Annotated in this window: 20 protein-coding genes and 2 tRNA genes; 15 read left to right on the forward strand and 7 right to left on the reverse strand. The window is 39.8% G+C overall.

Going from position 1 to position 23,499, the window contains the following annotated elements; genetic code table 11:
• Positions 1-2 precede the first annotated feature (2 nt).
• Together B6258_RS17260 and B6258_RS17265 are read left to right on the forward strand one after the other, a co-directional pair.
• Positions 3-79 (forward strand) — tRNA-Asp (locus B6258_RS17260).
• 7 nt (positions 80-86) lie between these two features.
• Positions 87-162: transfer RNA gene (locus B6258_RS17265), tRNA-Trp, on the forward strand.
• 251 nt (positions 163-413) lie between these two features.
• Here the strand turns inward: B6258_RS17265 and hdfR are convergent.
• Positions 414-1,235: an HTH-type transcriptional regulator HdfR gene (gene hdfR / locus B6258_RS17270; protein ID WP_099076320.1), complete on the reverse strand. Its 822-nt coding sequence runs from the start codon at positions 1,233-1,235 to the stop codon at positions 414-416.
• 115 nt (positions 1,236-1,350) lie between these two features.
• Here hdfR and B6258_RS17275 point away from each other — a divergent pair, with 115 nt between their 5' ends.
• Positions 1,351-1,689, forward strand: a complete 339-nt coding sequence (locus B6258_RS17275; RefSeq protein ID WP_036939631.1) for a MaoP family protein — start codon at positions 1,351-1,353, stop codon at positions 1,687-1,689.
• Between the two features lie 46 nt (positions 1,690-1,735).
• On the opposite strand, the gene B6258_RS17280 is transcribed toward B6258_RS17275, so the two are convergent.
• Positions 1,736-3,268 carry a YifB family Mg chelatase-like AAA ATPase gene (locus B6258_RS17280; protein WP_099076321.1) on the reverse strand — a complete coding sequence of 511 codons (1,533 nt, stop codon included), beginning with the start codon at positions 3,266-3,268 and terminating at the stop codon, positions 1,736-1,738.
• 455 nt (positions 3,269-3,723) lie between these two features.
• On the opposite strand from B6258_RS17280, the gene ilvL reads away from it, so the two are divergent.
• The 6 genes from ilvL to ilvA all read left to right on the forward strand — a co-directional run bounded on the left by ilvL (position 3,724) and on the right by ilvA (position 10,314).
• Entirely contained in the window at positions 3,724-3,825 is a 102-nt protein-coding gene (gene ilvL, locus B6258_RS17285; RefSeq protein ID WP_072064625.1) for an ilv operon leader peptide, read from the forward strand.
• A gap of 130 nt (positions 3,826-3,955) precedes the next feature.
• Positions 3,956-5,605, forward strand: a complete 1,650-nt coding sequence (gene ilvG, locus B6258_RS17290) for an acetolactate synthase 2 catalytic subunit (protein WP_099076322.1) — start codon at positions 3,956-3,958, stop codon at positions 5,603-5,605.
• Complete coding sequence (ilvM, locus tag B6258_RS17295) at positions 5,602-5,877, forward strand: acetolactate synthase 2 small subunit (protein WP_099076323.1); 276 nt, start codon at positions 5,602-5,604, stop codon at positions 5,875-5,877. Before ilvG ends, ilvM begins: the two co-directional genes overlap by 4 nt.
• Positions 5,878-5,887: 10 nt before the next feature.
• The gene (gene ilvE / locus B6258_RS17300; RefSeq protein ID WP_023583659.1) at positions 5,888-6,814 is read left to right on the forward strand and encodes a branched-chain-amino-acid transaminase; all 927 of its coding nucleotides are present in this window, start codon (positions 5,888-5,890) and stop codon (positions 6,812-6,814) included.
• 72 nt (positions 6,815-6,886) lie between these two features.
• Complete coding sequence (gene ilvD / locus B6258_RS17305) at positions 6,887-8,737, forward strand: dihydroxy-acid dehydratase (protein WP_099076324.1); 1,851 nt, start codon at positions 6,887-6,889, stop codon at positions 8,735-8,737.
• 2 nt (positions 8,738-8,739) lie between these two features.
• Entirely contained in the window at positions 8,740-10,314 is a 1,575-nt protein-coding gene (ilvA, locus tag B6258_RS17310) for a threonine ammonia-lyase, biosynthetic (protein ID WP_099076325.1), read from the forward strand.
• Here the strand turns inward: ilvA and ilvY are convergent.
• Positions 10,300-11,187 carry an HTH-type transcriptional activator IlvY gene (ilvY, locus tag B6258_RS17315; protein ID WP_099076326.1) on the reverse strand — a complete coding sequence of 296 codons (888 nt, stop codon included), beginning with the start codon at positions 11,185-11,187 and terminating at the stop codon, positions 10,300-10,302. The two genes, ilvA and ilvY, sit on opposite strands and share 15 nt — an antisense overlap.
• A gap of 170 nt (positions 11,188-11,357) precedes the next feature.
• Here ilvY and ilvC point away from each other — a divergent pair, with 170 nt between their 5' ends.
• Complete coding sequence (gene ilvC / locus B6258_RS17320) at positions 11,358-12,833, forward strand: ketol-acid reductoisomerase (RefSeq protein WP_099076327.1); 1,476 nt, start codon at positions 11,358-11,360, stop codon at positions 12,831-12,833.
• Between the two features lie 197 nt (positions 12,834-13,030).
• Here ilvC and B6258_RS17325 read toward each other — a convergent pair whose 3' ends face one another.
• The gene (locus B6258_RS17325; protein WP_099076328.1) at positions 13,031-13,300 is read right to left on the reverse strand and encodes a type II toxin-antitoxin system YafQ family toxin; all 270 of its coding nucleotides are present in this window, start codon (positions 13,298-13,300) and stop codon (positions 13,031-13,033) included.
• On the reverse strand, positions 13,301-13,549 hold the full coding sequence (locus tag B6258_RS17330; RefSeq protein WP_036914743.1) for a ribbon-helix-helix domain-containing protein: 249 nt from the start codon (positions 13,547-13,549) through the stop codon (positions 13,301-13,303).
• Between the two features lie 171 nt (positions 13,550-13,720).
• Here B6258_RS17330 and rep point away from each other — a divergent pair, with 171 nt between their 5' ends.
• Positions 13,721-15,745 (forward strand): DNA helicase Rep, encoded by a 2,025-nt coding sequence (gene rep / locus B6258_RS17335; protein ID WP_099076329.1) that lies wholly within the window; start codon positions 13,721-13,723, stop codon positions 15,743-15,745.
• A 78-nt stretch (positions 15,746-15,823) separates the two neighbouring features.
• Here rep and gppA read toward each other — a convergent pair whose 3' ends face one another.
• Together gppA and rhlB are read right to left on the reverse strand one after the other, a co-directional pair.
• Positions 15,824-17,332: a guanosine-5'-triphosphate,3'-diphosphate diphosphatase gene (gene gppA / locus B6258_RS17340; protein ID WP_099076330.1), complete on the reverse strand. Its 1,509-nt coding sequence runs from the start codon at positions 17,330-17,332 to the stop codon at positions 15,824-15,826.
• A 3-nt stretch (positions 17,333-17,335) separates the two neighbouring features.
• Positions 17,336-18,637 (reverse strand): ATP-dependent RNA helicase RhlB, encoded by a 1,302-nt coding sequence (rhlB, locus tag B6258_RS17345; RefSeq protein WP_099076331.1) that lies wholly within the window; start codon positions 18,635-18,637, stop codon positions 17,336-17,338.
• Between the two features lie 119 nt (positions 18,638-18,756).
• On the opposite strand from rhlB, the gene trxA reads away from it, so the two are divergent.
• The 4 genes from trxA to wzzE all read left to right on the forward strand — a co-directional run bounded on the left by trxA (position 18,757) and on the right by wzzE (position 23,487).
• A complete protein-coding gene (gene trxA / locus B6258_RS17350) occupies positions 18,757-19,083 on the forward strand; it encodes a thioredoxin TrxA (RefSeq protein WP_006535838.1) in 327 nt (108 codons plus the stop codon).
• A 566-nt stretch (positions 19,084-19,649) separates the two neighbouring features.
• The gene (rho, locus tag B6258_RS17355; protein WP_023583649.1) at positions 19,650-20,909 is read left to right on the forward strand and encodes a transcription termination factor Rho; all 1,260 of its coding nucleotides are present in this window, start codon (positions 19,650-19,652) and stop codon (positions 20,907-20,909) included.
• A 406-nt stretch (positions 20,910-21,315) separates the two neighbouring features.
• On the forward strand, positions 21,316-22,404 hold the full coding sequence (wecA, locus tag B6258_RS17360; RefSeq protein WP_099076332.1) for a UDP-N-acetylglucosamine--undecaprenyl-phosphate N-acetylglucosaminephosphotransferase: 1,089 nt from the start codon (positions 21,316-21,318) through the stop codon (positions 22,402-22,404).
• Between the two features lie 24 nt (positions 22,405-22,428).
• Positions 22,429-23,487: an ECA polysaccharide chain length modulation protein gene (gene wzzE, locus B6258_RS17365; protein ID WP_099076333.1), complete on the forward strand. Its 1,059-nt coding sequence runs from the start codon at positions 22,429-22,431 to the stop codon at positions 23,485-23,487.
• Positions 23,488-23,499 lie beyond the last annotated feature (12 nt).

A 23,499-nucleotide genomic window follows, 5' to 3' on the forward strand; every position in this document is an offset into this window, starting at 1 on the left:
GCGGAGCGGTAGTTCAGTTGGTTAGAATACCTGCCTGTCACGCAGGGGGTCGCGGGTTCGAGTCCCGTCCGTTCCGCCAACTATTTAGGGGCGTAGTTCAATTGGTAGAGCACCGGTCTCCAAAACCGGGTGTTGGGAGTTCGAGCCTCTCCGCCCCTGCCAGTTACCAATTAAGTAATAACAAAATTTATACTTCTTTGTAGCCCAGTTAATTAACTGGGCTTTTTGTTATCTGCATATTTTCAATATTTACTGCACTAAATTCCTATCGACTAACCTATCAATGTGCTTCGTTTATACCAATACCTATCAGTAAATATTCCCTATTATATGTAATGAAAATTCTAGAGATAAAGCTTAAATCCAAGCGTGATCCGTTAATATCATGAATAACTATAGAGTGGATTTAAGCGTTATTGATGATTTATCGGCTGTTTTAATAACTGTTGTATCAATACTTGTTGATCACTCGTATTTAGCCAAACCGCAAATAAAGGTTTTTGAATGATTTCTGTTGAGGCTGGAGTGAGATCTGAATAGAGATCTCGCCAATGTGTAGGTAGAAATGCAACGGCTTGTGTTGTTTTCATTAACTGATAAGCAATCATTGCTGAGTTAGTGGTTAAAATAGGATCAATTTTTTGCACTGCGCCATTAGGAAGAAAAGGCTGAAAATCAGCGCTCCATTCAATTTTGATAAATTGTGCTATTTCTTCTGTTTTATTAGATGCTATTTTCATCAACTGAAAAGTAATATCACCAATAATTTTACTTTCTAATTCATCCATCTTTGGTGCTTCAGTCGTAAAAAGAAGGTCAAGTTCTCTTGCATGAAGTTGTTTTACAAGAGATTGCCTTGTAGAGACTCTAGATTCGATTCTAAGCTCTTTTCTTTCTAGATAAGATTCCTGTAACCAAGATGTTAGATATGCTTCCCAGAGTGATGCTGTGGCGCCAATTGATAGCTCTGAATGTTGAGAAGCATGACTAATCTCTTTTTTAGCGAGAAGCCATGTATTCATTAACGATTCAGCATAGGGGATCAGTCTTTCACCTGCGACAGTTAGACGAATATTATTACGATGGCGAGTAAACAGATTTGTGCCTAATTGCGTTTCCAATTGTCGTATTCTAAAACTAACCGCAGACTGCGTTAAATAAAGAGATTCAGCGGCTCGTCCAAAGTGTCTAGTCTTACTGACTTCCAAAAAGGTTTTCAGTAATTCGGTATCCACATCTATCTCCAAAAAAATTTGTCGTTACGATTTAAATATTTTGTTTTACAGAACCGCATGACTATCTAATACTCCGCGCCATAAGTATGACGATAGAGAATTAGGAGTGTGTCAGATGGCAGAAAGTTTTATCACGACTAATCGTTTTTTTGACAATAAACATTATCCGCGTGGTTTTTCTCGTCATGGCGATTTCACTATCAAGGAATCCCAGATATTGGAACGTCATGGTCAAGCCTTTAATGAGCTTGATTTAGGCAAACGAGAGCCTACAACTGAAGCGGAAAAATTATTTGTTGCCATGTGTCGTGGCGAACGAGAAGCAGCAACGGTCGAAGAAAAAATTTGGAAGAAATATACGAGTCGTATAAGTCGCCCAAAACGTTTTCATACATTATCGGGTGGAAAGCCACAGCTCGATCCATCTGATGACTATACCGACTCTGATGATTAATATCATTAGTTTTAGTTAAAAGGAGCGTTTTTTCGCTCCTTTTTATTTACCCATCCAATTGCTTTTGTAAATAGATCATTAATCTATCCATTGCACGAAAACTTAATGCTTCAATCAAATGATTTTTCTGTATTTTCTCTTCATTTGCAAGATCTGCAATAGTCCTCGATACTCTTAAAATTTTATGCCAAGCGCGTATCGATAATCCTAATTTATTAAGTGTATCTTCAAGAAAAGTTGCATCATTGGTATTCAATGAGCAATAGCATTCAATCTCTTTTCCGGTTAAATAAGTATTCATTTTTCCACATCGTGCAAATTGTTTCTCTCTTGCTTTGAGAACACGTTCTCTAATTGCTGTACTATTTTCTGTGGTAAATGTAGGATTAATAAGCGCGCCCTGAGGAAGAAGTGGCATTTCGACAGATAAATCAAACCTATCTAAAAAAGGCCCAGAAACCTTGCCTAGATAGCGTAGGATCTGCTTTATTGGTACTCGATTATGATTACCTTGGTAATGTCCTGTTGGACTTGGATTTAATGCACCAACTAATAATACATTGGCAGGGTAGCTTATTTTGGCTTTAGCGCGTGAAATAGTAATTTCTCTAGCATCTAGAGGTTCACGTAATGCATCGAGTACACGACGCTCGAATTCAGGCAGCTCATCTAAAAATAAAATACCGTGATGTGCTAATGTAATTTCTCCCGGTTTAGGAAGAGATCCTCCTCCTGTTAAAGCAACCGCAGAGGAAGTATGGTGTGGTGCTCTAAATGGTCTTGTAGGCCACTTTCTTTCATCAAATGTGACTCCTCTTAAGCTACTAATGATTAACACATCAAGTGCTTCTTTAGCCGTTAAAGGTGGAAGAAGCGTACTTATTCTTTGTGCTAACATTGTTTTGCCTGTTCCTGGTGGTCCAAGAAATAAAATGTTGTGATTTCCTGCCGCTGTGATTTCTGCTGCCCTTTTTGCATTATTTTGACCAATTATATCGCTCATATCTTTATTATTTTGATTTTCAATTTCATCATTAATAATAAAACTTTCTGTTTCAATTAATGGCGTATTATTTTCTAGATGATGACAAATCTCTAAAAGATGAGAGGCTAATAAAGCCGATTTATTGGGTAATAATGAAACTTCAGTTTGATGTTCTGTTGATACAATACATATTCGATGATCTTTTGAAGCACTAAGAATTGATGGAATAACCGCATTAACTCGTTGTAGTTTTCCAGAAAGTGCAAGCTCTCCAATAAACTCATAACGCTCTAATTTATTTGATGTTAATTGTTCTGATGCAATGAGTATTGCCAGTGCAATAGGTAAATCATAACGCGCACCTTCTTTGGGTAAATCGGCGGGTGAAAGATTAATCGTTATTCTTTTTGCAGGATAAGTATATCCGCTATTAATTAATGCACTTCTTACTCTGTCTTTTGCTTCTTTTACGACCGTTTCAGGTAATCCAACTAATGTTAATCCGGGTAATCCTTGGCTAATATGAGCCTCGATAGTAATAAGCGGAGCTGATATTCCTAAAGAAGCACGCGTATATATTATTGCTAATGCCATTTTTTATTCTCCATTATTTTTTTCTTTTTAAATTATTTTTTCTTTTGTGTTAAATGGAGAATTAAATAAATGCGAGATATCTCGTAAATAATACAATGCATTGAAATATAACGATTAAGTTATCAGTTAAATAATTTAATAAGTTGATATAAATATAATGAAAAATATTATTATTTTTTAATTTTGAATGCTGAAATTCACTAGTAGAAAAAATAAAATAACGCGTTCTTTGTTGGTATTAATAACTAAATAATGAATATTTTATAGATTAATGTTCTGCTATATATTTGCAATATAAAAAATACATAAAATTCATGATGTTAGAATTATTTTTAAAATAAACGTTGTCAATTCTAAAATATCATGATAACTCTAAAAGGACAGAGTGAAAGAAAACACAACACAACACAACATTACAAACACACATTTTAAATAAGAAAAGAAGTTATAAAACTATGAATACTATCGTCCTAGTGATTAGCCTAATTATTATCAGCGTGGTGGTGATTATTAACCCACCGTGCGGGGCTGCACTAGGACGAAGAAAGGCTAACTAAACTAGCCGGATCTCTTAAAAACCCCCGCACCGAAAGGCGCGGGGGTTTTTTTTGAGCCTGAGTTTGAGAAAGAGAATAAATAGAAAATAAATTTAAATTAAACAATAAGTTAAGGTGGTAGGGTGAGCGAATGAATGGAGCACAGTGGTTAGTACAGGCATTACGAAAACATCAAGTTGAAACAGTCTTTGGTTATCCTGGTGGTGCGATCATGCCTGTTTACGATGCCCTTTATGATGGTGGTGTTGAACATGTTTTATGTCGCCATGAACAAGGTGCTGCAATTGCTGCTATTGGTTTTGCTCGCTCTACGGGGTCGACAGGTGTTTGTATCGCGACATCAGGCCCAGGCGCTACTAATGTTATCACTGGACTTGCTGATGCATTGTTAGATTCTGTGCCTGTTGTTGCTATCACTGGGCAAGTTGCTTCCAATTTAATTGGCACCGACGCATTCCAAGAAATTGACGTTTTAGGGCTTTCATTAGCGTGTACAAAACACAGTTTTTTAGTTTCGACCGTTGATGAATTACCAAGAGTGTTATCAGAGGCATTCTCTATTGCATCTCAAGGTCGCCCTGGACCTGTTTTAATTGATATTCCCAAAGATGTTCAATTGGCTGATGCGTCCCATTTATCAAGTTATGAATTACCAGAAGAGCAAGAATTTCCTTATCCGACACAAGAGCTGATCCAAGCTAAGCAGATGTTAGCGAAGGCACAAAAACCGATTTTGTATGTAGGTGGTGGTGTTGCCATGAGTAATGCAGTGGAAACGTTAAGAGAATTTGTGAGGCAAACAGAAATGCCCGTTGTTTCCACTTTAAAAGGGTTAGGCTGTGCTGATGCGTTAGATGCCAACTATTTAGGTATGTTAGGTATGCATGGCACTAAAGCGGCAAATTATGCCGTTCAGCGCAGTGATTTATTAATCGCAGTTGGTGCACGTTTTGATGATCGCGTAACAGGGCGATTAAATACTTTTGCACCTAATGCCAAGGTCATCCATATCGATATCGACCATGCAGAATTAAATAAATTGAAACAGGCGCATGTTGCGTTATTGGGTGATGCGAAAGTGTTGTTACCTGCTTTGTCTCAGCCATTATCTATCGCAGCTTGGCAACAAGAAGTACAAGAATTAAAAGCAGAACACGCGTGGCGTTATGATCATCCAGGCGCTGCAATTTATGCACCATTGTTATTAAAACAATTATCAGATGCAAAACCTGAAAATACAGTTGTGACAACCGACGTCGGCCAACATCAAATGTGGTCAGCACAACATATGACATTTGATGCACCTGAAAATTTTATCACTTCAAGTGGTTTAGGCACCATGGGATTTGGTATTCCTGCGGCAGTGGGTGCTCAAATCGCTAGACCTGATGCCTGTGTTATCTGCGTATCTGGTGATGGCTCTTTTATGATGAATGTGCAGGAATTGGGCACCATTAAGCGTAAACAATTACCTATCAAATTGGTGTTATTAGATAACCAACGTCTTGGTATGGTTCGTCAATGGCAAGAGCTGTTTTTTGAACAACGTTATAGCGAAACCATTTTAACAGATAACCCAGACTTTGTTGCCTTAGCCAACGCTTTTGATATCCCAGGGCAACGTATCACAGAAAAAGCACAAGTTGCTGATGCAATAAAATGTTTATTAGAGAGCGATGGCCCTTACTTATTACAGGTATCTATCGATGACGCAGAAAATGTCTGGCCTTTAGTCCCGCCGGGCGCAAGCAATGATGAGATGATGGAGAAATCAAAATGAACCAACACAATATCACAATTGAAGCCCGTTTTTGTCCAGAGATCTTAGAACGTATCCTGAGAGTTATCCGTCATCGTGGTTTTCATATATGCTCAATGAATATGAATATCACTGAAAGTAATAATATCAATTTAAGCCTGACCGTGAGTAGTCAACGGCCATTAGAACTTCTGTGCAGCCAGTTAACGAAGTTAGCGGATGTTGCAGGTATTCAAGTATCCAATCAACAGAAAGAAAAATTACGATTCATGAGTGCACTAAGTGCCATGTAAGGACAAAAGAATGACAAAGCAAGCTGATTATATTTGGTTTAACGGTGAAATGGTTCCATGGGCTGAGGCAAAAGTTCATGTGATGTCTCACGCATTACATTATGGAACTTCTGTGTTTGAAGGTGTGCGTTGTTACAATTCTCATAAAGGTCCTGTGGTCTTTCGCCATCGTGAGCATATGCAACGTTTACATGATTCAGCCAAAATCTACCGTATGCCTGTTGAGCAAAGCGTTGATGAGTTAATGGAAGCGTGTCGTGAAACCTTACGTAAAAACAAATTAGTCAGTGCTTATATTCGTCCATTAGTTTTTATTGGCGATGTCGGTATGGGGGTTAACCCACCGGCAGGTTATAAAACAGATGTGATCATTGCTGCATTCCCATGGGGTGCTTATTTAGGTGAAGAAGCTTTAGATAAAGGCATTGATGCAATGGTTTCTTCTTGGCATCGCGCTGCACCAAATACTATTCCAACTGCAGCAAAAGCCGGTGGTAACTATTTATCTTCACTGTTAGTGGGAAGTGAAGCTCGCCGTCATGGTTATCAAGAAGGAATTGCATTAGATGTGCATGGTTATTTGTCTGAAGGTGCAGGTGAAAACCTATTTGAAGTAAAAGACGGTGTTATTTTTACACCTCCATTTACTTCATCAGCACTGCCAGGGATCACGCGTGATGCCATCATCAAATTAGCAAAAGATCTCGGTTATGAAGTGCGTGAACAAGTCCTTTCCCGTGAATCACTTTATCTTGCCGATGAAGTCTTTATGTCAGGTACAGCCGCAGAGATAACACCAGTACGTAGTGTTGATGGTATTCAAGTTGGTATAGGACGTTGTGGCCCTGTGACCAAAGCAATTCAAAAAGCATTCTTTGGTCTGTTCACAGGTGAGACAGAAGATAAATATGGCTGGTTAGATCCAATCAATTCATAAACATAATCAAATAAATTTATTGAGCGGGTAGCTCGTTCCCTACTCGCTTTCTTTATCGCAGGAGTGTGAAAAATGCCTAAATACCGTTCAGCGACAACGACACACGGTCGTAACATGGCTGGAGCCCGCGCCTTATGGCGTGCAACGGGAATGACTGATGCTGATTTTGGTAAACCTATTATCGCTGTTGTGAACTCATTTACACAATTTGTACCGGGTCATGTGCATCTGCGGGATTTAGGAAAACTCGTTGCCGAGCAAATTGAAGCCGCTGGTGGTGTTGCTAAAGAATTTAATACCATTGCGGTTGATGACGGTATCGCAATGGGGCACGGTGGTATGCTTTACTCTTTGCCATCGCGTGAACTTATCGCAGATTCTGTTGAATATATGGTTAATGCGCACTGTGCTGATGCGATGGTGTGTATCTCAAACTGCGACAAGATCACGCCCGGAATGTTAATGGCGTCTTTACGTTTGAATATCCCTGTTATTTTTGTTTCGGGTGGCCCGATGGAAGCGGGTAAAACGAAGCTTTCAGATCAACTGATCAAATTGGATCTGGTTGATGCCATGATCCAAGGGGCGAATCCAAATGTCAGCGATACTGATAGTGAGCAAATCGAACGATCGGCTTGTCCGACGTGCGGATCGTGTTCGGGTATGTTTACCGCAAATTCCATGAATTGTTTAACCGAAGCGCTGGGATTATCTCAGCCCGGAAATGGCTCATTATTAGCGACACATGCAGATCGTGAAACACTGTTTATCAACGCAGGTAAGCGTATTGTTGAATTAACCAAGCGCTATTATGAAAAAGAGGATGAGTCCGCATTACCGCGCAATATCGCTAAAAAAGAAGCCTTTGAAAATGCGATGATCTTAGATATTGCAATGGGTGGCTCGACAAATACGGTGCTGCATTTATTAGCTGCCGCGCAAGAAGGTGACGTTGACTTCACTATGGAAGATATCGACAGACTTTCTCGCCAAGTCCCTCATTTATGTAAAGTGGCACCAAGTACACAAAAATATCATATGGAAGATGTTCACCGTGCAGGTGGCGTTATGGGTATTTTAGGTGAACTAGACAGAGCCGGATTACTTAACCGTAATGTGGATAATATCTTAGGGCTAAGTTTGCCAGAAACATTAGCACAATATGACGTGATGTTAACGCAAGATGAGCAAGTAAAATCGATGTTCCAAGCAGGTCCTGCCGGTATTCGGACAACGAAAGCATTTTCTCAAAATTGTCGTTGGCCAACCTTAGATACGGATCGTGAAAATGGATGTATCCGTAGTAAAGAACATGCTTATAGCCAAGATGGTGGATTAGCCGTTTTATCCGGCAACTTAGCGGTAGATGGTTGTATTGTTAAAACAGCAGGTGTTGATGAAGATAACTTAATTTTTAGTGGCCCTGCAAAAGTATATGAAAGCCAAGATGATGCTGTTGAGGCTATCTTAGGTGGAAAAGTCGTGGCGGGCGATGTGGTCATTATTCGCTATGAAGGCCCTAAAGGTGGCCCAGGTATGCAAGAGATGCTGTATCCAACCTCTTATTTAAAATCAATGGGATTAGGTAAAGCTTGCGCACTTATCACTGATGGACGTTTTTCTGGGGGAACATCGGGCTTATCTATCGGGCATGTCTCACCTGAAGCGGCAAGTGGTGGCGTAATTGGTTTAGTGGAAGAAGGCGATATTGTCTCTATCAATATTCCAACTCGTGAGATCTCCTTAAAGGTAGATGATAAAACGTTATCTGCACGTCGTGATGCACAAAATGCGCGTGGTGATAAAGCGTGGACACCACAAAATAGACAGCGTCAAGTTTCGTTTGCCTTACGTGCTTACGCCTCTTTAGCCACTAGTGCTGATAAAGGCGCGGTGCGTGATAAATCTAAACTAGGGGGCTGAGAATGGCTGCCTTTAGACCTTTAAATTCAGCGCCAAGTAGCGCTGAATATTTAAAAGCGGCGCTGAGCGCGCCTGTTTATGAAGCTGCAATTGTCACACCACTTCAAGAGATGACAAAAATCTCTGAACGCTTAGAAAATACGATTTTAGTTAAGCGTGAAGACAGACAACCTGTTCATAGTTTTAAATTACGTGGTGCATACACCATGATTGCAGGGTTGACTCCTGAGCAAAAAGCGAAAGGCGTTGTAACTGCTTCGGCGGGTAACCACGCTCAAGGCGTTGCGTTGTCAGCGAATCGAATGGGGGTAAAGGCATTAATCGTGATGCCTGTGGCAACAGCAGATATCAAAGTCGATGCTGTTCGCCAATTTGGCGGAGAAGCATTGCTTTATGGTGCCAACTTTGATGAAGCCAAAGCCAAAGCTATCGCGCTCTCTGAAAAGATGGGATACACCTTTGTTCCGCCATTTGATCATCCTGCAGTCATTGCAGGACAGGCAACACTGGCAATGGAACTCTTACAACAAGATGTTCATCTTGATCGTATTTTCGTACCCGTAGGTGGCGGAGGCTTAATTGCTGGTGTGGCTGTCTTAATCAAACAGCTTATGCCAGAAATTAAGGTTATCGGTGTTGAAGCAGAAGATGCCGCATGTTTAAAAGCCGCATTAGAGGCAGGACACCCTGTTGAATTAGCTCGAGTAGGCTTATTTGCAGAAGGTGTTGCCGTTAAGCGTATCGGTGATGAAACTTTTCGTTTATGCCAGCAGTATGTCGATGATGTGATTACTGTTGATAGCGATGAAATTTGTGCTGCAGTAAAAGATTTATTTGAAGATGTGCGTGCAATTGCAGAGCCTTCAGGTGCATTGGCATTAGCGGGGCTAAAAAAATACGTAAAAGAACATCAGATCAAAGGTGAGCGTCTAGCGCATGTGCTTTCTGGTGCAAATGTGAATTTTCATGGGCTACGTTATGTTTCTGAACGCTGTGAGCTAGGCGAAAAACGCGAAGCATTATTAGCGGTGACGATCCCAGAACAAAAGGGCAGTTTTTTACGTTTCTGCCAAATCTTAGGTCAGCGTGTTGTCACTGAATTTAATTATCGTTATAGCGATGCAGATCCTGAAAATGCACGTATTTTTGTTGGTGTACGTTTAAGTCAAGGGCTCACAGAGCGTAAAGAAATTTTGCGTGAGCTGACGACTGCGGGTTATCAAGTTGCCGATCTTTCTGACGATGAAATGGCAAAACTTCATGTACGTTATATGGTCGGTGGTCGTCCCAATAAACCACTTAAAGAGCGTCTATTTAGTTTTGAATTCCCTGAGTCGCCGGGCGCTTTAATGAAGTTTTTAAAAACATTAGGGACTTATTGGAATATCACATTATTCCATTATCGTAGTCATGGCACAGATTATGGACGTGTGCTGGTGGCATTTGAATTACCCGAAACAGAAGGGCGTTTCGAGCGACATTTAGATGCATTAGGCTATGAATATCATGATGAGACAGGAAATCCTTCTTTTCAGCTATTCCTGTCACCACAAACGACAAACTTAGTCATGGAGTAATCGCCAAAAGGCACTGATCACGGGCTCTTGAAGGCGTTTGTGTGATCCACAAACGCCTAATTCGAAAGGTTCTACCATTGAAATATTATCCAATAAAGAGATGCGATTACGAACGGGCTCAGGGCAGTTATCAACGACAACTTGTGGAATAAGTGCAAGACCACAGCCTAATGCAACCATTGAGACAATCGCTTCATGCCCTGAAACAGTCGCATAAATTAACGGGTTATTGATTCGGTGGCGTTTAAACCATAATGCAATTCGTTGTCGCGATGGACCATGTTCAGGAATGATAAAGGGAATATTGAGCCAATCGGGTTTCTCTTGTGTTGCAAGATGACGAACATTACAAGGTAGAGCGGGCGCAATTAGTACTAATGGAATTTCGCCTATCTTTTCAAAACAGATATTTTCAGGAAGCTTTTCAGGTTTTCCTGCAATACCTAAATCGGCTTCATCAGATTGCACTTTATCGACTGCATCAGCCGCATCTCCAGTGGTGAGTTTTATTTCAACTAATGGGTTCTCTGCACGGAAACGGTCAAGAATAGGTGGCAAATGGCTATAAGCCGCTGTTACAGAACAAAATAGGCGCAGTTCACCAGAAAGGCTTGGGCTATTTTGATTTAGCGTGTGCTTAAGTTGCTTATATTGCAATAAGGTTTGTTGAGCATAGCGTTTTAACTGTTCACCTGCATCGGTGAGAGCCACTTGTCTGTTATCACGTAAAAACAGAGGGTGACCTAAACTTTCTTCAAGACGTTGAATTTGGCGAGATAACGTAGAAGGGCTGACGTGCATCGCTTGTGCTGTCTTGGTGAAGTGACAACTTTCAGCTAAATGCAGGAAAAGCTTGAGATCACGAATATCCATTGCCAGCCACCTTAGGTGATAAAAAAGTACGTTGCATTTTTTGCAACACTATCTTGTAAATATATCAATTTAAGCAATGGCTTTCATCCCATATAGTAAAGTCATGCAACACCTCACGGAGAGTGAGGATAATAATAGCAAACACATACACAACGATTTTGGAGTCTTCTATGACAAATTATTTTAATACATTGAATCTGCGTCAGCAGCTGTCGCAATTAGGTAAATGTCGCTTTATGTCACGTGAAGAATTTGCTGATGAAGCAAATTACCTGAAAGGCAAAAAAGTCGTTATCGTTGGTTGTGGCGCTCAAGGTCTTAACCAAGGTTTAAATATGCGTGATTCAGGTTTAAATATCGCGTATGCCTTACGCCAAGAAGCAATTGATGAAAAACGTGCATCATGGCGTCGTGCAACTGAAAACGGTTTTGAGGTGGGCACCTATGAAGCGTTGATCCCTCAAGCAGATTTAGTTGTTAACTTGACGCCAGATAAACAGCATTCTGCTGTTGTTCAAGCTGTTCAACCGCTGATGAAATCAGGTGCAGCATTAGGTTACTCTCATGGTTTTAATATCGTTGAAGTTGGCGAAAAAATTCGTGATGACATCACCGTTGTGATGGTTGCACCAAAATGTCCAGGTACAGAAGTTCGTGAAGAATATAAGCGTGGTTTTGGTGTTCCAACATTGATTGCAGTTCACCCAGAAAATGATGCAAAAGGTGAAGGTATGGCCATTGCGAAAGCATGGGCTGCGGCAACGGGGGGGCATCGTGCGGGTGTTTTAGAGTCCTCTTTCGTTGCTGAAGTAAAATCTGACTTAATGGGTGAGCAAACCATTCTGTGCGGTATGTTACAAGCTGGCTCTCTGTTATGTTATGACAAAATGGTTGCCGATGGTGTTGAACCAGGCTATGCAGGTAAGCTGCTCCAATTTGGTTGGGAAACGATCACAGAAGCACTGAAGCAAGGTGGGATCACCTTGATGATGGATCGATTATCTAACCCTGCGAAAATGCGTGCCTATGCATTATCAGAGCAATTGAAAGAGATCATGGCTCCACTGTTTGCGAAACATATGGATGATATCATTTCAGGTAAATTCTCTGAAACTATGATGGCAGATTGGGCAAATGATGATAAAAACTTGCTGACATGGCGTGAAGAGACTGGCGCAAGTGCATTTGAAAATTACCCTGAATATGAGGGTAAAATCAGTGAGCAAGAGTACTTTGATCACGGTGTATTAATGGTTGCAATGGTTAAAGCGGGTGTTGAATTAGCTTTTGATACCATGATTGAAGCGGGGATCTTTGCAGAGTCTGCTTATTATGAATCACTGCATGAGTTGCCATTAATCGCAAATACCATCGCTCGTAAGCGTTTATATGAAATGAATGTGGTTATCTCTGATACTGCAGAATATGGTAACTATCTGTTCTCATTCGCGGTTGTTCCTATGCTGAAAGAGTTTATGACAACATTGCAACCTGGCGATTTAGCGAAGAAAGTTCAAGATAATGGAACCGATAATGCGCAATTACGTGATATCAATGAAGCGATTCGTCAGCACCCAATTGAAGCCGTAGGTAAAACGTTACGTGGTTATATGACGGATATGAAGAAGATTGCTGTAGGCAACTAATTTTCCGATTTTTCGTCGCTTTTTACGCGATAAGTGCGTTGGCTACACTCGGTTACCCAAGTCACATACTAATGTATGCTCCTTGGGATAACCTCCTTTGCCGCCTTCTTCTCTCGCAAATAGCTTAGAAAAATAAGCGCTAGATGTATTTAAAAATAATAAAGACCGCATAAGCTATTAGTTAGGTATGCGATCTTTTATTTAAATAAATCAGAGTGCGAACCAGTTCTTTCAAAATGAACGGTATTATCTTCTATTTTATAAATAAGTAGCCAATCAGGTTCAATATGAAGATCTCGACGAGGTTTCCAATTTCCAGTTAATGGATGGTCTTTCAATTGAATTGGTAGTCGTCCTCCTTGCATTAATAGCAGCATAATATCTTTTAGCTTATTGATATCTTTCCCACGTTTTTCTGCGAGTTTTAAATCTTTTTTGAATTGCCCTGAATAGCTAACTTTTCGCATTTAGATATCCAATTTTTTGAATAAATCATTGGCATCTTTGGCATAAAAAACATCATCACCTTTATCTGTTTTTGCAAAAGTTTTTAATGTTTTTTCATTTGGTTGGGTTTGATTACTTTCCACATAAACTCGAATGAGATCTCTTAAAATTTGAGAGGCAGGTCTGTGTTTATTTCGAGCTATTGCAACAAAAGCCTCTTTGAGTTCAACATCAATTTTAGTGGCTATTAATTCGCTTTTTATACTCATAATACACCTCCTTATTTGTTTTAATATCATACATAGTAAAACTTTATTAAACAAGGTTAAACTTCGTTTTACTTAGATAAATGAAGTTCAAAAAACCGAACCATCTTTCTATGCACTTTCTGCTACAATTATCCCCCGTTATGTTCTTGGTTAATGAAGTTTGGAAAAAGTATGCGATTAAATCCCGGTCAGCAAAAAGCAGTGGAATATGTGTCAGGCCCTTGTTTGGTCTTGGCAGGTGCGGGATCAGGTAAAACACGGGTTATTACCAATAAAATTGCACATCTTATTCGTCAATGCCAATACCCAGCAAAGCAAATTGCTGCGGTTACGTTTACCAATAAAGCCGCGCGTGAAATGAAAGAGCGTGTTGCTCAAACCTTAGGTCGCCAAGAAGCAAAAGGATTAATGATCTCAACGTTCCATACATTGGGATTAGAAATTATTAAACGTGAATATAAAGCACTAGGTATTAAAGCTAAATTTTCATTATTTGATGATCAAGACCAATCTGCATTACTCAAAGAATTAACGGCTGATTTATTAGAAGAAGATAAAGATTTGCTTTCCCAGTTAAAGAGCCAAATCTCTAACTGGAAAAATGACATGCTCACGCCAGAGCAAGCAATAGGAATGGCGAGATCACAACAAGATCATACATTTGCCGAATGTTTTCGACGTTATGAGCAACATTTGCGTAGTTGTAATGTGCTCGACTTTGATGACTTAATTAGTCGGCCAACGATGTTATTACGTACAAATGAAGAAGTGAGAGAGCGTTGGCAAAGGCGTATTCGCTATTTGCTGGTGGATGAATATCAAGATACTAATACAAGCCAATATGAATTGGTCAAATGGTTGGTGGGTGAAAGGGCTCGTTTTACAGTTGTCGGTGATGATGATCAATCCATTTATTCATGGCGTGGTGCCCGCCCTCAAAATTTAGTGCTATTACAAAAAGATTTTCCACAACTTAATGTCATTAAGCTTGAGCAAAACTATCGCTCTTCGGGGCGTATTCTAAAATCAGCGAATATCTTGATTGAAAATAATCCCCATGTTTTTGAAAAACGCTTATTTTCAGAATTAGGTTATGGTGATGAACTACGAGTTTTAACGGCTAATAATGAAGAGCATGAAGCTGAACGTGTCGCTGGCGAATTAATTGCACATCACTTTATTAATAAAACTAATTATAAGGATTATGCGATCCTTTATCGTGGTAATCACCAGTCGCGTATTTTTGAAAAATACTTGATGCAAAATCGCATTCCTTATCGCATTTCAGGTGAAACCTCTTTTTTCTCACGAGAAGAGATAAAAGATATTCTGGCCTATTTACGCGTCATTACTAATCCTGATGATGATGCGGCATTTTTACGTATTGTGAATAAGCCTCGTCGTGAAATCGGGCCTATGACAATTCAAAAGTTAGGTGAGTGGGCAAAAGTTCGAGATAAAAGTTTATACAGTGCCTGTTTTGATTTGGGGTTAAGCCAAACCTTAACAGGTCGAGGCTTGAATTCATTACAAGCATTCTCTCAATGGATGTCGCGTATAGTACAAAAATCAGAACGAGAGCCACTGTTAGCTGTACGTGATTTATTACATGAAATGGATTATGAAAGTTGGTTATATGAAACCTCAAGTAGCGCAAAAGCGGCTGAAATGAGGATGAAAAATATTAATCAGCTATTTTTATGGATGAGTGAAATGCTTGAAGGTGATGAATTACATGAGCCTATGACGCTTTCTCAAGTGGTTAACCGTTTTACCTTGCGCGATATGATGGAACGCGGAGAAACAGAAGAAGAATTAGATCAAGTTCAGTTGATGACATTACATGCCTCTAAAGGTCTTGAGTTTCCTCATGTATTTTTAGTGGGCATGGAAGAAGGCATATTGCCACACCAAAGCAGTATTGATGAAGATAATGTAGAAGAAGAAAGACGTCTTGCTTATGTGGGTATTACTCGTGCCCAAAAAACACTCACGTTTACGTTATGTAAGGAAAGACGTCAATACGGTGAATTAATTAAACCTGATCCAAGCCGTTTTCTTTATGAATTACCTCAAGATGATTTGAATTGGGATACCAATAAAAAGAAAGTATTAAGTGCTGAGGAAAAACAAGAGAAAGGGCAAAAAGGTGTTGCAGGATTAAGAGCTATGCTGGCAAGGCATAAGCCTGAATAACCTAGAGAGTGGTAGATAAAATTAACCCCTTGGCATGTTGATATCCAAGGGGTTTTTATTTTTGTATAAGTAAAAAAGTTAACTTATACGAGAGCTATTTTGTTCTTCAATCATTAAAGTCCAATGGACATAACTCTGAAGTTGGATCTCTTCTTGCAGATTTTCAGCACGTAATGGATGCTCATTAAGCCATTGATGTGGCAGTGTAATAATGAGTTTCTCATCTTCAGTGCGTAATCGTAATGCAGGAAGCGTATCATCACGGCGACGGCTAGCAAAAATGATGGCTAATCGTAGTAAACGCACCAGTCGATTGGCTTGAGATATCGGTAGGGCGTTTTGATGATTAAGAGGGGCAAGATCGATGATCCCTGTTTGGTTTTTTAGCAAAGATGCCAATAAACGTCGTTGTGCAGGTGTGTATCCCGGTAAATCAAGATGAGAGATCAGATAGCTTGCATGTGAAGGTGCTTGGCGAAAATCGACACTTAGGCCAATTTCATGTAATGCACTGGCGCTATTAAGCAGCTCACGGCAACGATTATCTAACTGCCAACTTTTGCTGACTTGGATAAAAAAGTGTTCTGCAAGTTGTTGAACTCTGTGTGCTTGCTCAATATCAATCTGAAACCGACGCTGGACATTACGAAGAGTACGTTGGCGGATGTCTTGCTCAATAGGAAGATGCAGCATCCCATAAACTAAGCCTTCTCGTAACGCACCACCGGCTAAGATCATATTGTCGATATGCAGTGTTTCAAATATGGCGATTAAGATAGCAAGTCCACTCGGAAACACTAAAGCGCGTTCAAAAGTCAGCCCTTCAATTTCCAACTCTTCCAATTTTCCACATTCAATGGCTTTGTGTTTGAGGCGCTCAAGCTTAGGTAAGGTGATTAATTCATCCATACCTTGAGCAATCATGATCTCTTGCAACGCTTGTACAGTACCAGAGGCTCCCACACACACTTGCCAGCCTTGCTCAATTAACTTATCCGCCACTGGGGCGAGTATCGCTTTGGCTGCGTCTTGTGCTTTAGCAAAATTTTCTTGAGTTAAAGAGCGATCAGTAAAATAGCGCTCTAACCAAGTTACACAGCCCATACTTAAGCTCATTAATTGCGTCGTTTTAGCGCCAGTACCTGTAACCAGCTCTGTGCTACCACCACCAATATCGACGACTAAACGTTGCTCTGCACCACCAGTGGTATGTGCAACGCCACGATAGATAAGGCGTGCTTCTTCCTCACCACTAATGACATGAACAGTATTGCCTAATATTTCAGACGCTTTTGCGACAAAAATATCTGCATTTTTAGCAATACGTAATGTGGCTGTTGCTACGACTCTGATTTGTTCAGTCGGAATATCACGTAGATATTCAGAAAAAAGTCGTAAACATTGCCAACCGCGTTCCATTGCCTGCTCTGACAATTCATTTTCACTGTTTAGGCCAGCAGCGAGTCGAACTTTACGTTTCACGCGGGAAAGGACTTGTATAGAGCCCGCGATTTCTCGAACGACTAACATATGAAAACTGTTAGAACCTAAATCAATAGCAGCATAAAGTGATGAGGATTTCAGCATAATTTATGGATGACTCGGGCGTTTATTACGATTGTTACGTTGAGTATTATTTCCTCTGCGAGGTGTCGCATTATTATTGCGACGAGGCTGACCTTGGCGAGGACGGTGACGGCGTTTAGGCTCAGGAAGATCAGCTAATAACGCATCACTATTATATTTACTCACAGGAATAGCATGTTGAATATAAGTCTCAATTGCAGGTAAATTCAGTGCATATTCTTCACATGCAAGGCTGATTGAGTTACCACTGTTTCCAGCGCGTCCTGTTCTACCAATACGGTGAACATAATCTTCACAATCATCAGGTAAATCATAGTTAAAAACGTGAGTTACTGATGGAATATGAAGACCTCTAGCGGCAACGTCGGTGGCAACCAGAATATCAATATTACCTTGGGTAAAATCATCTAAAATACGTAGACGTTTTTTCTGAGGAACATCACCAGTTAATAAACCAACGCGGTGTCCATCAGCGGCAAGGTGTGCCCAAATATCGTCACAACGATGTTTTGTATTGGCGAAAATGATACAGCGATCAGGCCATTCTTCTTCAATTAATGTTTGAAGAAGACGCATTTTCTCTTCATTTGAAGGATAAAAGAGTTCTTCTTTTATGCTAAAACCTGTTTTTTGTTCAGGTTCAACTTCAACATACTCAGGATTATTCATCTGCTCAAAAGCCAGTTCTCTTACGCGGTAAGAAAGTGTTGCAGAGAACAGCATATTCATACGCTCAGCCGCAACTGGCATACGACGGAAAATCCAACGAATATCTTTAATAAAGCCGAGATCGTACATTCTGTCAGCTTCATCGAGTACCACAACTTGGATTGCGCTAAGGTTAATATGACCTTGCTTAACGTAATCAATTAAACGACCTGTTGTGCCAATAACAATATCAACACCATTACTTAATACTTTGAGTTGTTCGTCATAGCCATCGCCACCGTAGGCGAGACCCATTTTAATCCCTGTATTTTGCGCAAGTTCTTTAGCATCAGAATAAATCTGCACCGCTAATTCGCGTGTTGGCGCCATAATAAGTGCACGAGGTTGATTGGTTTCATGCCCTTCTTTAGCAGGGTGTGTTAAAAGATAATGAAACGTTGAGGTTAAAAACGCCAACGTTTTGCCTGTTCCTGTTTGGGCTTGCCCGGCAATGTCTTGACCTTTCACAGTGATAGGTAACGTCAATGCCTGAATTTGTGTACAATTAGAGAACCCTTTTTTCTCAAGGGCTTCTATCACTTTTGGATGCAAGGCGAAGTCGGAAAACTTCTTTTCTGTCAAATATGTTTTGCTCATAATGTAATAGAATATCAGTTATGGGTTGCATTACAAAAGTTTATCCGCTGAAATGCAGACAGACTTTTGTTATTTAATGTTACACTGGTACGGTCAATATTATTCTTTGGAGTAGAACAATGAGCGATAAAATCCTTCACTTATCTGACAGCAAATTCGATGCTGATGTATTAAATGCAACCGGCCCTGTGCTCGTTGATTTCTGGGCTGAATGGTGTGGCCCATGTAAAATGATTGCTCCTATTCTAGATGAAGTTGCAACAGAATACGCTGGTAAATTAACAGTTGCGAAGCTAAACATCGATCAAAACCCGCTGACAGCACCAAAATACGGCATTCGCGGTATTCCTACACTGATTTTATTCAAAAACGGTGCAGTTGCTGCGACTAAAGTAGGTGCATTGTCAAAAACTCAACTGAAAGAGTTTTTAGACGAAAATATCTAATTTGATTTAGATATCAAAAATAAAGTAGGACGTTTAGACCTTGTCATTATTTCTGTTATTGACCGCTAGACGTCCGCTTCGAAGCATGATAAGTTAGCGCCACTTACTTACATAATATATCGGATCTACTTGTCAATATGATTAGACACGATTAAATAAGTCTGAGATATTGAATATCAAGCGTGCAAAGTAATAGAATTGAATAACATGATGTGATATTTAATCTAATATGATATTTAATATAAGTAATCTGAATTCATCTAACCAGTCAAGTTGCCTTAGAATAATCTATAGTATTCAAGGGATATAAATTTTTCCAAAGTATGTTCCTAACCCATAAGTTGAAAGTACACTCATGCATCGCGAAAATGAATGTCACTTCTCTGGGATAAAGCAGACTGGTCTAATAGTATTAACACTCTCTAACATTATCATTTTAGTTATACTCTTATGTTAGAAAGTTATAATCTGTAATTTTACACATGACGAAACTGACAGCAATTTGCTGTTATACTATTCACGTTCATAGTTCGAGAGTTACCCCGAGTTATTAAGAACCCACCATTATGAATCTTACCGAATTAAAAAATACGCCGGTATCAGAACTGATAGCACTTGGCGAAAATATGGGGCTAGAGAATCTGGCTCGAATGAGAAAGCAAGACATTATTTTCTCTATCTTGAAGCAACACGCGAAAAGTGGAGAAGATATTTTCGGTGACGGTGTGCTGGAAATATTGCAGGATGGCTTCGGCTTCCTACGTTCCGCAGACAGTTCCTACCTTGCTGGTCCCGATGATATCTACGTTTCTCCAAGTCAAATTCGCCGTTTTAACCTTCGCACTGGTGACACCATCGCAGGGAAAATTCGTCCTCCTAAAGAAGGTGAACGTTATTTTGCCCTCCTAAAAGTTAATGAAGTTAACTTTGATAAACCAGAAAATGCCCGCAGTAAAATCCTCTTTGAAAACTTAACACCTTTACATGCTAATAATCGTTTACGCATGGAACGTGGTAATGGCTCAACAGAAGACTTAACTGCGCGTGTTCTTGACTTAGCGGCACCAATTGGCCGTGGTCAACGTGGTCTTATCGTTGCTCCACCAAAAGCGGGTAAAACCATGTTGCTGCAAAACATTGCGGCAAATATTGCTCATAACTACCCAGATTGCGTATTAATGGTACTTCTGATTGATGAACGTCCAGAAGAAGTGACAGAAATGCAACGCTTAGTAAAAGGGGAAGTTATTGCTTCAACCTTTGACGAGCCAGCTTCTCGCCACGTACAAGTAGCAGAAATGGTGATTGAAAAAGCGAAGCGCTTAGTTGAGCATAAAAAAGACGTTATCATCCTATTAGACTCCATCACACGTTTAGCGCGTGCTTATAACACAGTTGTTCCTTCATCAGGTAAAGTGTTAACCGGTGGTGTGGATGCAAACGCATTACATCGTCCTAAACGTTTCTTCGGTGCGGCTCGTAATGTTGAAGAAGGTGGTAGCTTGACTATCATTGCAACAGCATTAGTCGATACGGGTTCTAAGATGGACGAAGTTATCTACGAAGAATTTAAGGGTACAGGTAATATGGAATTACACCTGTCTCGTAAAATTGCTGAAAAACGTGTGTTCCCTGCGATTGATTACAATCGTTCAGGTACACGTAAAGAAGAGCTACTGACGTCTCAAGATGAGCTACAAAAAATGTGGATCCTGCGTAAAATTATTCATCCAATGGGTGAAATTGACGCAATGGAATTCCTCATTAATAAGTTAGCAATGACTAAGACAAATGAAGAATTCTTCGACTTTATGAAGCGTTCATAAAGTGTATTAACAAAGTGATTGAGCTGAGAATAGGATTAAAATATTAAAATAGTGTGCTCTGTTATAGAATAAGTAATATCACCTCAATTTATACGCTGTTAAGCTCGTTTACTTTGTGAGAATAACGATATGATGAAAACGCCACAACGATTGTGGCGTTTTTTGTTTTTTATGGATGTAATTTAATTTTAGATTGCAATATTTTAGCGGGATGTTGGTATATATATTGCATGTTTTAAGAATTGATAAAAATAGCGATGGCATCAATAAAAATAGTTAAGGAAAACTTATAATTGGTGAAGGGTGGTGAGTTTTGAATAAACTCGTCGTGGTGAGGCTGGAAAAAAGAATAAAAACACATGGAAGCGTAAAATAACCAGCTATATTTATTATAGAGAACAGTACTGTGGATATACTAAAAATGAGCACAAGCGTTTTTTATGTGTTCTTATTTTCTTTCGCATTTTTATTCTTGGCGCGTAAAATTGCAAAGAAAATTGGACTCGTGGATAAACCGAATTATCGTAAAAAACATCATGGATTGATCCCCCTAGTTGGAGGAATATCAGTCTATTTTGGTATTGTTTTCGCATTTTATATTTCAGATATCTATATTCCTCATAAGGAATTGTATCTGGCATGTGCGGGACTTCTTGTTTTTATCGGCGCGTTAGATGATCGCTTCGATATTAGTGTCAAAATTAGAGCAACAATCCAAGCTTTTGTTGGGATCGTGATGATGGTGGGAGCGGGATTAAAACTTGACACACTGGGTCATGCTTTTGGTCCTTGGGAAATGCATTTAGGGCCTTTTGGCTATATTGTTACACTTTTCGCTGTTTGGGCAGCAATCAATGCCTTCAATATGGTTGATGGTATTGATGGGTTATTAGGTGGTCTTTCTTGTGTCTCTTTTGGCGCGCTTGGTATTTTATTATATCAAAGTGGCAATTCAGCACTCGCATTCTGGTGCTTCTCATTTATCGCGGCAATTTTACCTTATATCCTTTTAAACTTAGGGGTCTGCGGTAAAAAATTCAAAGTCTTTATGGGGGATGCGGGAAGTACATTGATTGGATTTACCATTATTTGGTTATTGGTCGCATCAACACAAGCTCAGCCTCGTCCTGTTAAAGCGGTAACCGCATTATGGATAATTGCTATTCCTCTTATGGATATGGTGGCAATTATGTATCGTCGTTTACGCAAAGGAATGAGCCCGTTCTCTCCAGACCGTCAACATATTCACCATTTGATTATGCGTGCAGGTTTCACTTCCCGCCAAGCTTTCATTCTGATTACACTGTCAGCCGCATTATTAGCAGCGATTGGTATTATCGGTCAAAACCTATCATTTGTGCCAGAATGGTTTATGTTGGCATTATTCTTGCTTGCATTTGTTATGTATGGTTATTGCATTAAACGCGCGTGGCGAGTCGCTCGTTTTATTAAACGACATAAGCGTCGCTTACGTAGAGCAACACAACAGCATTAATATAAGCAGAGGTTTTTTAACGTGATGAACTCGGAAAATAACGCCTCCCGACAGGGTGATCAGCCAGATAATGAACTCGATATTCGAGGTCTTTTTTGTGCACTTTGGTCAGGAAAAAGTTGGATTATAGGGTTCGCTCTGCTTTTTGCAGTGATTGCACTCGGCGCATCTTATTTGATGCAACCGAAATGGAGTGCAATCGCAATGACAGAGAAACCAACGATTAATAACTTAGGCAGTTATTATTCGCAATCTCAGTTCTTGCGCAATCTTGATACACAGATTAATCCAGCAGCACAAACCTCAGCTTTAACTATTTCAGATGAAGCTTATCAAGAGTTTATTACTCAAATCGCGGCATTTGATACTCGTCGTGAGTTTTGGTTGCAAACGGATTATTTCAAACAGCGCAAAGAGAGTGATGAACAGGCTAATGCCGCGTTATTGGATGAGTTAATTAATAATATTCAATTTACGCCTGCTGATGAGAAAAAATTGGTTAATGATCAACTGAAACTTATCGCGGAAACATCAAAAGAAGCGAGCCAATTATTAAATGAGTATATTGCTTTTGCTAATAAGAGAGCATCTACCCACCTTAATGATGAAGTGATAACCGCTTGGGCAACTAGAACTCAATCAATGAAAGCGTTAGTTAAACGTCAAGAAATGGCGGCTCAATCTGCGTATCAACGCCAAATTAACTTATTAGAGCAATCAATTAAAGTGGCTGAGAAACAAGGTATTTCTCAAAAACAAACCTCGATTGCGATTGATGAGTTACCGGATTCTAAACTGTTTTTGTTAGGTGTTCCTCTGTTGCAATCACAGCTAGAAACTTTAGTCGCAACAGGTGCTGATTTTGATAGTGATTACGATCAAAATACGGCAATGTTAGCGACCCTTGCTGTGGGCGCAAAATTACAAGATAACTTCCAAACTTACCGTTTTCTACGTACCCCTGAAGATCCTGTGAAACGTGATAGTCCTCGTCGAGCCTTTATGATGGTACTTTGGGGCGCTATTGGTGTTTTAGCGGGTGCAGGTGTTGCATTAGTAAGACGCAGTTCATTAAAAAAATAATAATTAAATTTT

This window comes from Proteus alimentorum (genome assembly GCF_002607735.1).
GTDB lineage: Bacteria > Pseudomonadota > Gammaproteobacteria > Enterobacterales > Enterobacteriaceae > Proteus > Proteus alimentorum.

Bases quoted from the DNA above. Each gene is read 5' to 3' on its own strand.
- B6258_RS17275 (WP_036939631.1), top strand. From the start codon at position 1,351: ATGGCAGAAAGTTTTATCACGACTAATCGTTTTTTTGACAATAAACAT.
- B6258_RS17280 (WP_099076321.1), bottom strand. From the start codon at position 3,268: ATGGCATTAGCAATAATATATACGCGTGCTTCTTTAGGAATATCAGCT.
- ilvL (WP_072064625.1), top strand. From the start codon at position 3,724: ATGAATACTATCGTCCTAGTGATTAGCCTAATTATTATCAGCGTGGTG.
- ilvG (WP_099076322.1), top strand. From the start codon at position 3,956: ATGAATGGAGCACAGTGGTTAGTACAGGCATTACGAAAACATCAAGTT.
- ilvM (WP_099076323.1), top strand. From the start codon at position 5,602: ATGAACCAACACAATATCACAATTGAAGCCCGTTTTTGTCCAGAGATC.
- ilvE (WP_023583659.1), top strand. From the start codon at position 5,888: ATGACAAAGCAAGCTGATTATATTTGGTTTAACGGTGAAATGGTTCCA.
- ilvD (WP_099076324.1), top strand. From the start codon at position 6,887: ATGCCTAAATACCGTTCAGCGACAACGACACACGGTCGTAACATGGCT.
- ilvA (WP_099076325.1), top strand. From the start codon at position 8,740: ATGGCTGCCTTTAGACCTTTAAATTCAGCGCCAAGTAGCGCTGAATAT.
- ilvY (WP_099076326.1), bottom strand. From the start codon at position 11,187: ATGGATATTCGTGATCTCAAGCTTTTCCTGCATTTAGCTGAAAGTTGT.
- ilvC (WP_099076327.1), top strand. From the start codon at position 11,358: ATGACAAATTATTTTAATACATTGAATCTGCGTCAGCAGCTGTCGCAA.
- B6258_RS17325 (WP_099076328.1), bottom strand. From the start codon at position 13,300: ATGCGAAAAGTTAGCTATTCAGGGCAATTCAAAAAAGATTTAAAACTC.
- B6258_RS17330 (WP_036914743.1), bottom strand. From the start codon at position 13,549: ATGAGTATAAAAAGCGAATTAATAGCCACTAAAATTGATGTTGAACTC.
- rep (WP_099076329.1), top strand. From the start codon at position 13,721: ATGCGATTAAATCCCGGTCAGCAAAAAGCAGTGGAATATGTGTCAGGC.
- gppA (WP_099076330.1), bottom strand. From the start codon at position 17,332: ATGCTGAAATCCTCATCACTTTATGCTGCTATTGATTTAGGTTCTAAC.
- rhlB (WP_099076331.1), bottom strand. From the start codon at position 18,637: ATGAGCAAAACATATTTGACAGAAAAGAAGTTTTCCGACTTCGCCTTG.
- trxA (WP_006535838.1), top strand. From the start codon at position 18,757: ATGAGCGATAAAATCCTTCACTTATCTGACAGCAAATTCGATGCTGAT.
- rho (WP_023583649.1), top strand. From the start codon at position 19,650: ATGAATCTTACCGAATTAAAAAATACGCCGGTATCAGAACTGATAGCA.
- wzzE (WP_099076333.1), top strand. From the start codon at position 22,429: ATGAACTCGGAAAATAACGCCTCCCGACAGGGTGATCAGCCAGATAAT.